The organism is Pseudomonas sp. St29, from assembly GCF_001547915.1.
GTDB lineage: Bacteria > Pseudomonadota > Gammaproteobacteria > Pseudomonadales > Pseudomonadaceae > Aquipseudomonas.
On record NZ_AP014628.1, the window covers coordinates 5121980 to 5135165 of the forward strand.

A 13186-nucleotide genomic window follows, 5' to 3' on the forward strand; every position below is an offset into this window, starting at 1 on the left:
CGACACTCCTTTCCAGCAACAGGATTGTCCGGCAATGGCCACCCCGTCACTGACTGCCGCGTCTCCCAGCCCCGACATCAAACCGCAACTGGATAAAAAACCCGGTGCCTTCACCCTGGTGATCTTCTTCGCCGTGCTGGCCATGGGCTTGCTGTTCACCGCCTACAGCCTGGTGCACGACATGCACGAGCTGGGCACCACGGTCACCACCTGGACCCCGTTCCTGCTGCTGGGCGTGGCGCTGCTGATCGCCCTGGGCTTCGAGTTCGTCAACGGTTTCCACGACACCGCCAACGCCGTGGCCACGGTGATCTACACCCACTCCCTACCGCCGCAGTTCGCGGTGGTCTGGTCCGGCCTGTTCAACTTCCTCGGGGTGCTGCTGTCCAGCGGCGCGGTGGCCTTCGGCATCATCGCCCTGCTGCCGGTGGAGCTGATCCTGCAAGTGGGCTCCTCCGCCGGCTTCGCCATGATCTTCGCCCTGCTGATCGCCGCCATCCTGTGGAACCTCGGCACCTGGTGGCTGGGGCTGCCGGCCTCTTCGTCCCACACCCTGATCGGCTCGATCATCGGCGTCGGCGTGGCCAACGCACTGATGCACGGCCGCGACGGCACCAGCGGCGTGGACTGGAGCCAGGCCACCAAGGTCGGCTACGCGCTGTTGTTCTCGCCACTGATCGGCTTCGTGTTCGCCGCCCTGCTGCTGTTGGCCCTGCGCCTGTTCGTCAAGAACCGCGCCCTGTACAAGGCGCCCAAGGGCGACGCGCCGCCGCCCTGGTGGATTCGCGGCCTGCTGATCCTGACCTGCACCGGGGTGTCCTTCGCCCACGGCTCCAACGACGGCCAGAAAGGCATGGGCCTGATCATGCTGATCCTGGTGGGCACCCTGCCCATGGCCTACGCACTGAACCGCACCATGCCCGCCGACCAGTCGCTGCAGTTCGCCGCGGTGGCCGAAGTCACCCAGCAAGCCCTGATCAAGAGCGCCCCGCAACCGGCACCGGCCGATCCTCGCGCGGTGCTCTCGGAGTACATGCGCAGCAAGCAAGCGACACCGGAACTGATCCCCGCCCTGGCCGCCCTGACCGGTGCCATCGGCAGTGAAGTGAAGGGCTACGGCTCCCTGGCCAAGGTGCCCGCCGAAGCCATGGGCAACGTGCGCAACGACATGTACCTGACCAGCGAAGCGATCCGCCTGATGGACAAGCACCAGGTCGGCCACTTCGATCAGGACACCCGGGACAAGCTGCAGCTGTTCAAGCAGCAGATCGACAACGCCACCCGCTTCATTCCGCTGTGGGTGAAGATCGCCGTGGCCATCGCCCTCGGCCTGGGCACCATGGTCGGCTGGAAGCGCATCGTCGTGACCGTCGGCGAGAAGATCGGCAAGACCCACCTGACCTACGCCCAGGGCGCTTCGGCGGAAACCGTGGCGATGCTGACCATCGGCGCGGCGGACCTGTTCGGCCTGCCGGTATCGACCACCCACGTGCTGTCCTCGGGGGTGGCCGGGACCATGGTGGCCAATGGCGGAGGGTTGCAGATGCGCACCATCCGCAACCTGGCCATGGCCTGGGTCCTGACCCTGCCGGCGGCGATCCTGCTCTCCGGCAGCCTGTACTGGCTGTTCACCCAACTGTTCTGAGCAGCCAGCGCCTGCGCCGTCGCCCGCTCAGCCGGCGGCGGGCAGGCCGCGCTGCAAGCGAGCGGCGAGCCCGGCCTGCAAGGCAAACGCCAGGACCCCGGTCAGTGGCGCGGAAAAACTCGCCAGGCCGCCCCCCGCCCACATCAGCATCAGGCCCAGGGCCGTGCCGCCGAACCAGGCCATCAGCCCCACCGGGTTGAAGGCCGCCACGCGATCGAGCGCCGCGCCGTCGGTACGCCCCAGCAGGATCTGCGCCAGGGCCACGCCCACCCAGGCCACCACGAAGATCCCCTGATAGGCCAGGGCCTTGAGCAGGTAGGCGAACACGTCCGCCAGCATCAGGCCATAGACGATGATGCCCACGGCCACCGCCCACATCAGGTAGGAACCGCGCAAGCCGAAGCGGGCGAAGAACGCCTGCATGTTCAGGGTCGCCAGGTAGTAGTTGGCGGTGTTGATCCGGGTCTGGGTGGCCCAGACGAACAACAGGCCCCAGAGCCCCATCAATTGCAGGATGGCCATCACCACCGAGACTTCATTGAGGGCGCCCTCATGGGGAATGCTGCTCACCAGGTAGATCCCTGCCGCACCGTTGAGCAAGAACGTCACCGCGTAGAACGGCATGCCGAAGTTCCAGCGACCGTGGTAGCCGGCATCTTCGGGCTTGCCGAAGCGCGCGTAGTCGAAGGTGAACAGCATCAGGATCCACACCCCCATGTAGGCCACGAAGCAATCCCACCAGCCCGTGCTGCTGGGATTGGCCGGGCCGAAATCCAGCCATTGCGGCTGGTAGCCATAACGGCTGATGGACAGGCCCACGGCGAACAGCAAGCCCCCCAGGTACACCGGCAACAGCACGCCGTTGAGCTTGTCCAGCCAGTGCTGCACGCTGCCCAGGATCAGCGGCACGCTGTACAGCACCACCACCAGCGCCGCCAGCGGGTACAGCAGTTGCGGGTACAGGTGGTTGAGCGCCACGGCGATCACCGAGCCCTCGAACACCGCGTAGTAGATGGCCGTGGAGAAAAAGATCAGGGTCGCCAGGCAAGCCCCGGTGCTGCCGAACAGCAACCGCGAGAACAGCGCCACCGAGAGCCCGCTGCGCATGGCGAAACGGCTGAGCACGCTGTTGATCAGGCCATAGCTGAGCACCGACAGGAGCATGCCGATCAAGGCATTGCGGGTGCCGTAGGACAAGGCCAGGGAGGCGCCGACCACGATGTAGAACATCGCGCTGCACACCGCCCACCAGGCCATGGTCAGGGACAGCCGGCCCATGCGTGCATCGCTGGGTAGGGCCACGTTGGCCGGGGTCTGCCCGGTTTGATTCGCTTGCGATAAAGCTGCCATGTGCGTGTACTCCAGAACCGATCAAGGGTTGAAGCGCGGGCAGCCGTCACCGCACCGAAGTGCGGCGTTGGCGTACCGTTTGGCATGGCCCGCGCGATGCGGCGGGCAGAATCAGGAAGGAAACAGTTTGCTCAGACAGCCGAGCTTTTTCTTGTAGGAGCGCCGGGCCTCCAGCGCTTCTTCGAGGGTCACCGCGACAAAGCGGGCCTTCTGGTTGGGCTGCATCTGGCCGATCAGGTCAAGGTCGGCGCTGATCACCGTGCCGATCATGGCGTAGCCGCCACCGGACACCGCGTCCCGGTGCAGGACAATGGGCTCCAGCCCCGCCGGCACCTGGATCGAGCCGATCGGGTAGCAGCTGTCGACGATGTTCGAAGGATCGGAACCGGCGCCGAACGGCTGCTCCCGGGGCTGGAAGCTCAAGGCGCTGCCGCCCTTGAAGCGGTAGCCGATGCGGTCCGCTTCCGAGCCCACGGTCCAGGGTTCGGCGAAGAAGCTGGCCTTGGCCGCGTCGCTCAAGCGTTCGTAGTACAGGCCCGGCACCACCCGCAGGGTGATCTCGCCGCCCAGGGACTGGCGCAGCGCCATGGGCAAGCTGGCACCGGCTCGCCCCTTGCCGCTGGCGACGCCCACCGGCAGCTCATCCCCGGCCGCCAGACGCCGACCCTGGAAGCCACCCAGGGCGCCCAGGGCGTAGGTCGAGCGGCTGCCCAACACCAGCGGCACATCGATGCCACCGGCCACCGCCAGATAGGCTCGGGCCCCAGCCTTGGGAAAGTCGAAGCGCAGCACTTGCCCGGCCTTGACCGCAAAGGCGGTGTCCAGGTGCATGTCCACACCATCGAGCTTGGGCGTCATGTGGGCGCCGCAAACCGCCACCAGGGCGTCGGCGCCGAACTCAAGCTCCGGCCCGAGCAGCGTGCACTCCAGCCCCGCCGCGCCTGCCGGGTTGCCCACCAATTGGTTGGCCGCGCTCAGGGCGTACTGGTCCAGGGCCCCGGACGGCGGAATCCCCAGGTGATAGAAACCTTCGCGACCCAAGTCCTGCACCGATGTGGCCAGGCCCGGTTTGATGACCTTGATCATGCCAGCACCTCCTGCAGCGATTTGGGATAGCCGACCGGATCGGCGAGAAAGGCATCCAGGGAAAACTCCACCTCGCGGATGCGCAGGTCGAAGCGCCCGGCCTCGACCTCGGCCACCGCCCGGTCATAGGCCTCGCGGTCGATGGGCTTGAATTGCACGATGTCCCCCGGACGGAAGAACACCATGTGCGCCTTGAGGTAGGCCAGTTGCTGCTGCGGGTCGTAGATCGGTGCCGGAGTGACGCCGAACATCTGGTAGCCACCGGCGCCACGCACCGAGTAGATGCAGCCGAAACAGCCACCGTGGCCCAGGGTCAGCTTGGGCGTATCGGTGCGCGGCCGCAGGTACTTGGGCACCTGCAACTGCCGCTGGCGCTCGACCATCTGGAACATGAACGGCAACCCGGCGACGAAGCCCACCATGGAGACGAACCAGGGCGCGCCGCTGTGGGCGGCAATGAAGGCCTCGACGTCCGCCAGGCCGTTGATCCGCGCCGCGTACTCAAGATCGGTGGCGCTGGGGTCCTGGTGCCGGTCGCGAAAGCGCATCAGGGTTTCATGGGTCCAGGGGTCGTTGTACAGCACCGGGATCTCGATGATCCGCGTGTGCAGGCTGCGCTCGGCCACCGCTCCGGCCTCGGCCTGCTGCACCGCTTCCAGCAGGGCTTGCGGAGCGATGCGGTCCGGGTCGAAACGGATCTGGAACGAGGCATTGGCCAGGCACACATCCAGCACCCCGTCCAATTCCAGGCGCTCCACGGCGCGGGTCACCGCCATGCCCTTGAAGAAGGCTTCCAGGGACATGCTGTCGCTGACTTCGGCGAACAGGTGCTCGTCGGCACCAAAGCTGTAGCGGATCGGCTGGCTCATGCGACACCTCCGGCGCGGCGCGTGGCCAGCCAGGTTTCCAGGGTTCCGGTGTGAAAGTCGGCCTGCTGCAACCAGGGTTCGGCCAGCAGTTCACGGTGCAGCGACAAGGTACTGGCCATGCCGCTCAGGGTGGTCTGCTCCACGGCCAGACGCGCCCGGGCCAGGGCCTGGTCGCGATCGGCTCCGTGGACGATCAGCTTGGCCAGCAGCGAGTCGTAGTACGGCGGCACAGCATAGCCCGGGTACAGGTGGCTATCGACCCGCACTCCCGGCCCCTGCGGCCAGACCAGTTGCTCGACCCGACCCGGGCTGGGGAAGAAATCCCGCGCCGGGTCTTCGGCGTTCAGGCGCATCTGCAAGGCCGCGCCATTGAGCTGGATATCGCTCTGGCGCAACCCCAGGGGCTCGCCCCCGGCAATGCGCAACATGGCCTGGACCAGGTCGATGCCGGTGATCAGCTCGCTGATCGGGTGCTCGACCTGGATCCGCGTGTTCATTTCGATAAAGAAGAACTCGCCGGTGCTGTCGTCATACAGGTATTCCAGGGTGCCAGCGCCCTGATAGCCCAAGGCTTGGGTCAGGCGCACGGCGCTGCTGCACAACTGCTCACGCTGCGCGGCGCTGAGCACCGGCGACGGCGCTTCCTCGAAGATCTTCTGCCGCCGCCGTTGCAGTGAGCACTCGCGCTCGAACAGGTGCACCGCGTGCTGGCCATCGCCCAGAACCTGGACCTCGATATGCCGCGCACGGCCGATGAAACGCTCCAGGTACACCGCGCCGTTGCCGAACGCGGTCTGGGCTTCGCGTTGCGCCCGCGGGAATTCCTCGGCCAATTGCGCAGCGTCCTGGGCCAGGCGGATCCCGCGCCCGCCACCACCGGCACTGGCCTTGATCAACAGCGGGAAGCCCACGCTGTCAGCGGCCTTGAGCGCGGCCTCCAGGTCAAAGAGCTCGTCCGGTGAACCGGGTACCACCGGCACCCCGGCCGCCTGGGCGGTGCGCCGGGCTTCGGCCTTGTCCCCCATGCGGCGGATGGTTTCGGCGCTGGGCCCGACGAAAATCGCCCCGGCCTCGACCACTGCCTCGGCGAAACCGGCGTTCTCGGAAAGAAAGCCATAGCCCGGGTGCACCGCGTTGGCACCGCTGGCCTGCAAGGCCGCGAGCAGGGCCTGGATATTCAGGTAGCTCTTGTCGGCCCGGGCCGGGCCGATGATCTGCACTTCATCGGCCAGGCGCGCGGCCATGGAGTCGGCATCCGCCTCGCTGCACGCGGCAACCGTGGGAATGCCCAGGGCCTTGGCCGCGCCAATGATGCGCACGGCGATCTCGCCACGGTTGGCCACCAGCAATTTCTTGATTGCTTGAGTCATGCCCCGGCCCTCACTGCTTGAGCGTCGCGACGACCTGACCCGGTTCCACCGGATCACCGTCCTGCACCGCAAAGGCGCTGACCTGGCCCGCGCTCCCGGCGGTCAGTTCGGAAAACTGCTTCATGACTTCGATCAGGCCGATCACGGTATCGGCGCTGACGAGGTCGCCGACCTCGACGAAAGGCGCCGATTCAGGGGTGGCCTTGCGATAGAAGGTGCCCGGCAAGGGGGTGATAACACTGTGTTCGGCCATGTCTGTTCCTTTTGGAATAGTTGTAGAAAGGCAGGCAAAAATTCAAAACCCGGGTGAGGCCCGCATCTGTGCGCGGTGCTTCTTGTCGATGGCTGGCTCTGGATGCGCTCAGCGCGGTGCGCGCACCTCGATGCCGGCCTGGTCCAGCGCGGTGCGGGTGGCCTCGACCAAATCCAGGGCGCCCGGGGTGTCGCTGTGCAGGCAGATGGAATCGAACTCGAGGAACAACTCCTCGCCTTCGACGGTGCGCACCAGGCCGGTCTGGCAGGCGCGCAGCACCTTGGCCGCCACCGCGGTCGGGTCCAGGGCACGGACATTGCGGGTAAACACGATGGAGCCGCTGAGGTCGTAGTCGCGGTCGGCGTAGAACTCGCGGATCACCGGCTGCCCCAGTTCCCGGGCCACGTGCCAGATCACCGAGTTGGGCATGCAATACAGCAGCAGCTCGGGCTCCAGTTTGCGCAGGTTTTCCACCAGCAGCCGCGCCGCCTCCTCGTCCCGGGCCAGATGCATGTAGAGCGCGCCGTGGGGCTTGATGTGTTGCAGCTTCACGCCTTGCACCCGGGCCAGCTCACGCAGGGCGCCGAGCTGATAGAGCATGTCGTCCACCAGCTCCTGGGCCGGGGCATTGATGTGCCGGCGACCGAAACCCACCAGGTCGCGAAACCCCGGGTGAGCGCCGATGGCCACCCCCTGGCGCTTGGCCTGCTCGATGGTGCGGCGCATGGTGCCGGGGTCGCCGGCATGGAAGCCGGTGGCGATGTTGGCCGAACTGATGAAGCCCATCAGTTCGTTGTCGACGCCATCGCCGATGGTCCAGGGGCCGAAGCTCTCGCCCATGTCCGAATTGAAATCCACTGCCTGCATCACTGTTGCTCCAACTCTTGTGACTTCGTGCAACAGAAATTAGAGCGGCCTTGACCCCTTGGGAAGATCTATTATCAGATAGAGCTTCTTCTGAAAAACAGATAAAGCTATCGAGCAGCGCTGTAGGTGATGGCATCGGCGTTCGCTCGATGGCCTTGGCCGGCAAGCCGGCTCCTACAGGACAAGAGGGGAATGGGCCATGTCGTTGACCTTGCGCCAGGTGCGCTATTTCGTGGCCACCGCCGAGATCGGACAGATCTCCCAGGCGGCGATTCACTTGAACATTTCGCAGTCGGCGGTGACCACGGCGATCAAGGAACTGGAGGCCATGCTCGCCGTGCAGTTGTTCGTGCGCTCGGCCCAGGGCATGAACCTGACCGATGCCGGGCGGCACTTTCTCAACCGCGCCTACGTGATTCTGCGCAGCGTCGAGGATGCCCTGAACAGCCCGTTGCCGGACTACCGGGCCAGCGGCGTGCTGCACCTGGCGGCCAGCTACACGGTGATCGGCTACTTCCTGCCGCACCACCTGCAGCGCCTGGAGCACTGGCACCCGGACGTCACCATCGAGCTGCATGAACAGGAACGCCAGGCCATCGAACAAGGCTTGCTGGAAGGCCGCTTCGACATGGCGGTGGTGCTCACCGCCAACCTGACCCACCCGGACATCGTCTCGCAGACCCTGTTCAACTCCGAGCGCCGGCTATGGCTGCCGGCCCACCATCCGCTGTGCGAACGCACCAGCATCAGCCTGGCGGACGTGGCCCAGGAGCCGTTCATCCTGCTCACCGTCGACGAAGCCGAACAGAGCGCCATGCGCTATTGGGAACAGGCCGGCCAGCAGCCCAACGTGCGGGTGCGCACCAGCTCGGTGGAGGCGGTGCGCAGCATGGTGGCCAACGGCAGCGGCGTGGCGATTCTTTCGGACCTGGTGCACCGGCCCTGGTCCCTGGAGGGCAAGCGCATCGAGACCCTGAGCCTGAGCGACGCGGTCACGCCGATGAGCGTGGGGCTGGCCTGGCATCGCGAACGCACCTTCACCCCGGCGATGCAGGCCTTGCGTGCCTACTTCCACGACGCCTTCCTCGCGCCCCAGCAACACCTGGCACGACGCTGAGCCCCTCGTGGGCCCACAGGGCTTGCCTGGCGATCGCCCGCCAAACCCGCAGCGGCCTCAAAATCCTGGCCTCTGCTGCATCGGAATACCGCCCAAGCCGTTCACAGCCTGCGGCAGCGGCGACACAGGGTTTGTAGCCGCTGCCGAGCCCCGGCGAGGCTGCGAAAAGGCCCACAGGGCCTTGCCTGACGATCACCCGCCAAACCCACAGCGGCCTCAAAATCCTGGCCTCTGCTGCATCGGAATGCCGCCCAAGCCGTTCACAGCCTGCGGCAGCGACTACACAGGGTTTGTAGCCGCTGCCGAGCCCCGGCGAGGCTGCGAAAAGGCCCACAGGGCCTTGCCTGGCGATCGCCCGCCAAACCCGCAGCGGCCTCAGCATCCTGGCCTCTGCCGCGTCGGAATACCGCCCAAGCCGTTCACAGCCTGCGGCAGCGGCGACAGGGCTGATTCAGGGACAGGTCCAGCGCTGCGCTGCGGCGGCGATCTGCCCGGCCAGCTGGGCGATGGCCTGCTGGTGGGCCTGCACCAGGCTGTTCAGTTCGATACCCGCCGGCTGACGGATCTGGCTGCTGCAGGTCAGGCTGCGGGCCGGGCCGCCCTCGCCCCGCAGGCGCAGGCTCCAGACCACATCGATCAGCGCATAGCGACCGGGCAAGGATTCGAAACGCCGCACATCGGTCTGCAATGACAGCACCGGACGCCCGGGCTGCTTGGGCAGCCCTTCTAGGTTGCGGGTGCCGAGTTTCTGCTCCATCTGGCTGGCCAGGGCATCGTGGAATTCGTCCACCAGCGGTGCGCTCCAGCGCTGGGTTTCGAGGATCGCCAGGCTGCCGCTGTCCTGGCGTACCACCAGTTGCGGCTGGTCCACCTGCACCGGAATGCGCACCGTGGACATTTCGAACTGCGGCCCGTCAGCGCGGGCCGCGCCGCTGCCTTCGGCGACTGGCGGCAGCAAGGTGTAGTAACGGGTGGGCGCGGAACTGCAGGCGGCCAGCCCCAGGGTCAGGCAGAGCAACAGGGCACGGGTTTTCATGGCTGGGCTTCCGGTACGGATTCGCGAACAGAGGAGGATGGCGACTGGTAGGCATCCGGTTGGTTGTCTTTGAGGCGCCCGCGGATCAGCGCTTCCGGATGACGCCCGAGGAAGTCGCTGAGCACCCGTACCGAACGCGCGGTGCGCTGCACTTCTTCCATGGCCTGGCTGAGTTTCTGGCGCTGCGGCGAGTCCTCGGAGAAGCTCTCGTTGGCGCTGGCCAGCGTCTTCTTCGATTGCTCCAGGGTGTCGCGCATCTGCGGCAGCACCTCGCCATTGACCTGCTTGAGGGTCTTCTGCATCTGCGCGAGGCTGCCATCGAGGTTGGCGGCAATCGAGTCGATCGGCAGCTTGCTGATCTTGTCGACCACGGCCTGCAACTGCTCCTGCAACTTGTCCATGCTGCCCGGGATGGTGGGGATCTCCAGCGGCCGCGCCGCCGCGTCGTAGGCCACCGGCTTGGCGTTGGCGACAAAGTCCAGGGAGATGTACAGCTGCCCGGTCAGCAGGTTGCCGCTGCGGGGCTGGGCCCGCAGGCCGTTCTTGACGAAGGTGCCGATCAGCTTGGCCGAGCGCGCGTCGTCTTCGCCGCCGGTCTGCTTCACCAGTTTTTCGTGGGCCTTGCCCAGGCGCTCGGGATAGATCACCGCGCCGACCAGGGTCGGGAAATACTTGCGCTGTTCGTCGTAGTCCAGGTCCATGGACACCACCTTGCCGATGTTCACCCCGAGGAACTCCACCGGGGCATTGAGCGACAGGCCGCGCAGGGCCTGGTCGAAGCGCATGCGGATGTAATAGGGCGCGCCGTCCGGCGGGGCCAGGGCGGTGTCCTGGTCGCCGAACAGGGTGTACTCGGCGTTCTCTTCGGCCGGCTGGGCATTGGGGCTGTACTTGGGTTCGACGAAGGCAATGCCGCCGGCGAGGATCGACGACACCGACTCGGTGTTGACCTTCAGGCCGTTGGCGCCGAGGGTCACGTCGACGCCGCTGGCGTTCCAGAAGCGGGTGTCGGTGGTGACGTACTTGTCGTTGGGCGCGTTGACGAAGATCTTCACGTCCACGCCCTTGCCGCTGTTGGCCAACTGGTAGGACACCACCTGCCCCACTTCGATGCGCCGGTAGTAGACCGGCGAACCGATATCCAGCGAGCCCAGGTCATCGGTGTGCAGGGTGAAGCGCTTGCCCTTCTGCCCATAGGTGATGGGCGGCGGGGTCTCCAGGCCCTTGAAGCTGTCCTTGCGCTTTTCCGAGCGGCCGGCGTCGGCGCCGATAAAGGCTCCGGAGAGCAGAGTGTCGACCCCGGAAACGCCGTTGGCGCCGATCCGAGGGCGCACCACCCAGAACATCGAGTCGTCGGCGGTAAAGGGCTCGGCGGACTGATCCAGCTCGACCTTGGCCAGCACCTTCTTGCGGTCGTCGCTCAAGGCGATGGAGGTCACCTTGCCGATCACCACGTTCTTGTACTTGACCTGGGTCTTGTTGGCCTCCAGGCCTTCGGCGGTCTGGAAGCTGATGGTGATTTCCGGCCCCGCCGACAGCGACTTGTGCACCACCATCGACAACCCCACCAGGGCCGCGACGATCGGCACCAGCCACACCAGCGAGACATTGAAGCGCCGCGTGCGCAGCGCCGGAGCACCAGGCGCGGGCCGAGGATTTGCTGCGTTGGAACCTGGATGCTCAGACATCTTCAACCTCTGCGTCCCAGATAAGCCGGGGATCGAAACTCATGGCGGCCAACATCGTCAGCACCACCACCAAACCAAAAAACAGAATGCCCATGCGCGGATCGATGGAGCTCAGGGCACGAAACTGCACCAGGGCCGCCACCAGGGCCACCACCAGCACGTCGAGCATCGACCAGTAGCCGATCAGCTCGATGAAGCGGTACAGCTTGGCGCGCTCGCGCTGGGCCCAGAGGCTGCGGCGCTGGCAGGTCACCAACAGGGTGCCAAGGACAAAGAACTTGCTGCAGGGCACCACCACGCTGGCAATGAAGATCAGCAGGGCAATGTCCCAGGAGCCGTGTTTCCAGAACTCCACCACGCCGCTCATGATGGTGTTTTCACTGGCGCTGCCAAAGATGCTGGTGTGCATCACCGGCAGCAGGTTGGCCGGGATGTAGAAGATCAGACTGGCCAGCAGAAAGGCCCAGGTACGCGCCAGGCTGTTGGGCTTGCGCGCATGCACCACGGCATCGCAGCGCGGGCAGCGGTGTTCGAAGTCCTGGCAGACCTGGCCGCAGGTGTGGCACAGCATCAGTTGGTAATCCCGGGCGTAGGGCGGCGCACTCATCAGTAGCGGCCCTCCAGGTCATCCCAGAGGTAGCGGATGTCCTTGCCGGAGATCAGGATGATCAGCACCGTGAGCATCGCCAGGGCCCACAGGCCCATCCCCGGATGCACATCGAGCATCCCCGCCAGCTTGACGATGGCCACCAGGATGCCCAGCAGGCACACCTCGAGCATGCTCCAGGGGCGCAGGTGCTCCAGGGCCCGCATGCAGGCCTTGAAGCCCGGCGCCGCACGGCCGACGTTGGCAAAGCCCAGCACCCAGCACAGCAGGATGATCTGCAGGCACGGCGCGAGAATGATGGTCAGGCCGGTGATCGCCGCGATCAGGCTGATGCGCCCCTGAGCCAGGGCCTCGACCGATTGCCAGAGGGTCGCCTCGTTGCTCAGGCCTTCGAGGCTGATCTTGATCACCGGAAACAGGTTGGCGAAGACGAATAACACCCCGGCGGTGATCGACAGGGCGAACAGCTGCTGCACGCTCAGGTGACGGGCGCGGGCCAGCAGCGCGCCGCAGCGCGAGCACTGGGCGGCCTGGCCCTTGCCGAGCGGCACCGATTCGTACAGCGAATCGCAGTGCTCGCAGATGATCCAGTTGCGGGAAATAGTCATGGTCTTCAGATAGTCGGGAGGGCGGCAGGTTCAGTGACTCGAACCTGCTGGCGCATATTTTCAGAAAAACATCAGGACAGTGTCCAGTTTTGTCTGCTGCGTCGCCGCCGGTGTCTACGCCATGATAGGCGCCCCGGAGATTTTCGCCGCCCGCCACCGAAGGCGGTCAATCCCGGGACGCCCTCCCGTTCAATGGGCCAGGCGCGTTTGCAGCCACTTGCCCCGCAGCACGTCGTAGGCCCAGTGGTAGAGGTAGGTGTAGGGCAGGAAGAACAACAACACGCCGATGTCGAGGAGCAAGGCCTGCAACAGGCTGATATCCAGCCACCAGGCAATCAGCGGCACACAGAAGGCCACCAGCCCGCCTTCGAACAGCAAGGCATGCAGGACCCGGGTCCTGGCGGTGTGTTCAAGCTCCAGACGCTTGAGCAAACGATCGAACAGACCGTTGAACAGCACGTTCCAGCCCAGGGCCAGAAGGCCGATGGCGAGGGTCACCAGGCCCATGTCGACCATGGGCTTGTCCATGATCCAGGACAGCAGCGGAGTACAGATCGACACCGCCAGCAGCTCAAAGGCGACCGCCTGGAAAATACGTTCGGTAAGGGATTTAGGCAGGCTCATTGCCGTACTCCTGAAGTAAAGGTGCTGGCGATCATCCAGGAGCAGGCCGATACTTGATAATCAATA

At 65.7% G+C, this 13186-nt stretch carries 13 protein-coding genes; 2 read left to right on the plus strand and 11 right to left on the minus strand.

The genetic code is table 11. The annotated features are described in order from the left end of the window. The first annotated feature begins 34 nt into the window (after nucleotides 1–34). Complete coding sequence (locus PST29_RS22605) at nucleotides 35–1645, plus strand: inorganic phosphate transporter (protein WP_060840622.1); 1611 nt, start codon at nucleotides 35–37, stop codon at nucleotides 1643–1645. Nucleotides 1646–1672: 27 nt separating this feature from the next. On the opposite strand, the gene PST29_RS22610 is transcribed toward PST29_RS22605, so the two are convergent. From PST29_RS22610 to PST29_RS22635, 6 genes are all read right to left on the minus strand, one after another. Continuing rightward, nucleotides 1673–2995: a purine-cytosine permease family protein gene (locus PST29_RS22610; RefSeq protein WP_060844393.1), complete on the minus strand. Its 1323-nt coding sequence runs from the start codon at nucleotides 2993–2995 to the stop codon at nucleotides 1673–1675. Between the two features lie 111 nt (nucleotides 2996–3106). Beyond that, the gene (locus tag PST29_RS22615; protein WP_060844394.1) at nucleotides 3107–4081 is read right to left on the minus strand and encodes a biotin-dependent carboxyltransferase family protein; all 975 of its coding nucleotides are present in this window, start codon (nucleotides 4079–4081) and stop codon (nucleotides 3107–3109) included. Continuing rightward, on the minus strand, nucleotides 4078–4950 hold the full coding sequence (locus PST29_RS22620) for a 5-oxoprolinase subunit B family protein (protein ID WP_060840625.1): 873 nt from the start codon (nucleotides 4948–4950) through the stop codon (nucleotides 4078–4080). Before PST29_RS22620 ends, PST29_RS22615 begins: the two co-directional genes overlap by 4 nt. Then, on the minus strand, nucleotides 4947–6320 hold the full coding sequence (locus tag PST29_RS22625; protein WP_060844395.1) for an acetyl-CoA carboxylase biotin carboxylase subunit: 1374 nt from the start codon (nucleotides 6318–6320) through the stop codon (nucleotides 4947–4949). Before PST29_RS22625 ends, PST29_RS22620 begins: the two co-directional genes overlap by 4 nt. A gap of 10 nt (nucleotides 6321–6330) precedes the next feature. Beyond that, nucleotides 6331–6573: an acetyl-CoA carboxylase gene (locus PST29_RS22630; protein ID WP_060840627.1), complete on the minus strand. Its 243-nt coding sequence runs from the start codon at nucleotides 6571–6573 to the stop codon at nucleotides 6331–6333. Nucleotides 6574–6681: 108 nt separating this feature from the next. After that, nucleotides 6682–7440: a 5-oxoprolinase subunit PxpA gene (locus tag PST29_RS22635; protein ID WP_060844396.1), complete on the minus strand. Its 759-nt coding sequence runs from the start codon at nucleotides 7438–7440 to the stop codon at nucleotides 6682–6684. 199 nt (nucleotides 7441–7639) lie between these two features. Here PST29_RS22635 and PST29_RS22640 point away from each other — a divergent pair, with 199 nt between their 5' ends. Further along, the gene (locus PST29_RS22640) at nucleotides 7640–8557 is read left to right on the plus strand and encodes a LysR family transcriptional regulator (protein ID WP_060840629.1); all 918 of its coding nucleotides are present in this window, start codon (nucleotides 7640–7642) and stop codon (nucleotides 8555–8557) included. Nucleotides 8558–9008: 451 nt separating this feature from the next. On the opposite strand, the gene PST29_RS22645 is transcribed toward PST29_RS22640, so the two are convergent. The 5 genes from PST29_RS22645 to PST29_RS22665 all read right to left on the minus strand — a co-directional run bounded on the left by PST29_RS22645 (nucleotide 9009) and on the right by PST29_RS22665 (nucleotide 13120). Next, nucleotides 9009–9593, minus strand: coding sequence for a PqiC family protein (locus PST29_RS22645; protein ID WP_060844397.1), 585 nt, complete (start codon nucleotides 9591–9593; stop codon nucleotides 9009–9011). After that, nucleotides 9590–11281 carry a PqiB family protein gene (locus PST29_RS22650; RefSeq protein WP_060840631.1) on the minus strand — a complete coding sequence of 564 codons (1692 nt, stop codon included), beginning with the start codon at nucleotides 11279–11281 and terminating at the stop codon, nucleotides 9590–9592. The genes PST29_RS22645 and PST29_RS22650 overlap by 4 nt, the downstream gene beginning before the upstream one ends. Beyond that, nucleotides 11274–11888: a paraquat-inducible protein A gene (locus PST29_RS22655; protein ID WP_060840632.1), complete on the minus strand. Its 615-nt coding sequence runs from the start codon at nucleotides 11886–11888 to the stop codon at nucleotides 11274–11276. Before PST29_RS22655 ends, PST29_RS22650 begins: the two co-directional genes overlap by 8 nt. Beyond that, nucleotides 11888–12496, minus strand: coding sequence for a paraquat-inducible protein A (locus tag PST29_RS22660; RefSeq protein WP_060840633.1), 609 nt, complete (start codon nucleotides 12494–12496; stop codon nucleotides 11888–11890). The genes PST29_RS22655 and PST29_RS22660 overlap by 1 nt, the downstream gene beginning before the upstream one ends. Nucleotides 12497–12685: 189 nt before the next feature. Continuing rightward, on the minus strand, nucleotides 12686–13120 hold the full coding sequence (locus PST29_RS22665; protein ID WP_060840634.1) for a multidrug/biocide efflux PACE transporter: 435 nt from the start codon (nucleotides 13118–13120) through the stop codon (nucleotides 12686–12688). Nucleotides 13121–13186 lie beyond the last annotated feature (66 nt).

Bases quoted from the DNA above. Each gene is read 5' to 3' on its own strand.
- PST29_RS22605 (WP_060840622.1), top strand. From the start codon at position 35: ATGGCCACCCCGTCACTGACTGCCGCGTCTCCCAGCCCCGACATCAAA.
- PST29_RS22610 (WP_060844393.1), bottom strand. From the start codon at position 2,995: ATGGCAGCTTTATCGCAAGCGAATCAAACCGGGCAGACCCCGGCCAAC.
- PST29_RS22615 (WP_060844394.1), bottom strand. From the start codon at position 4,081: ATGATCAAGGTCATCAAACCGGGCCTGGCCACATCGGTGCAGGACTTG.
- PST29_RS22620 (WP_060840625.1), bottom strand. From the start codon at position 4,950: ATGAGCCAGCCGATCCGCTACAGCTTTGGTGCCGACGAGCACCTGTTC.
- PST29_RS22625 (WP_060844395.1), bottom strand. From the start codon at position 6,320: ATGACTCAAGCAATCAAGAAATTGCTGGTGGCCAACCGTGGCGAGATC.
- PST29_RS22630 (WP_060840627.1), bottom strand. From the start codon at position 6,573: ATGGCCGAACACAGTGTTATCACCCCCTTGCCGGGCACCTTCTATCGC.
- PST29_RS22635 (WP_060844396.1), bottom strand. From the start codon at position 7,440: ATGCAGGCAGTGGATTTCAATTCGGACATGGGCGAGAGCTTCGGCCCC.
- PST29_RS22640 (WP_060840629.1), top strand. From the start codon at position 7,640: ATGTCGTTGACCTTGCGCCAGGTGCGCTATTTCGTGGCCACCGCCGAG.
- PST29_RS22645 (WP_060844397.1), bottom strand. From the start codon at position 9,593: ATGAAAACCCGTGCCCTGTTGCTCTGCCTGACCCTGGGGCTGGCCGCC.
- PST29_RS22650 (WP_060840631.1), bottom strand. From the start codon at position 11,281: ATGTCTGAGCATCCAGGTTCCAACGCAGCAAATCCTCGGCCCGCGCCT.
- PST29_RS22655 (WP_060840632.1), bottom strand. From the start codon at position 11,888: ATGAGTGCGCCGCCCTACGCCCGGGATTACCAACTGATGCTGTGCCAC.
- PST29_RS22660 (WP_060840633.1), bottom strand. From the start codon at position 12,496: ATGACTATTTCCCGCAACTGGATCATCTGCGAGCACTGCGATTCGCTG.
- PST29_RS22665 (WP_060840634.1), bottom strand. From the start codon at position 13,120: ATGAGCCTGCCTAAATCCCTTACCGAACGTATTTTCCAGGCGGTCGCC.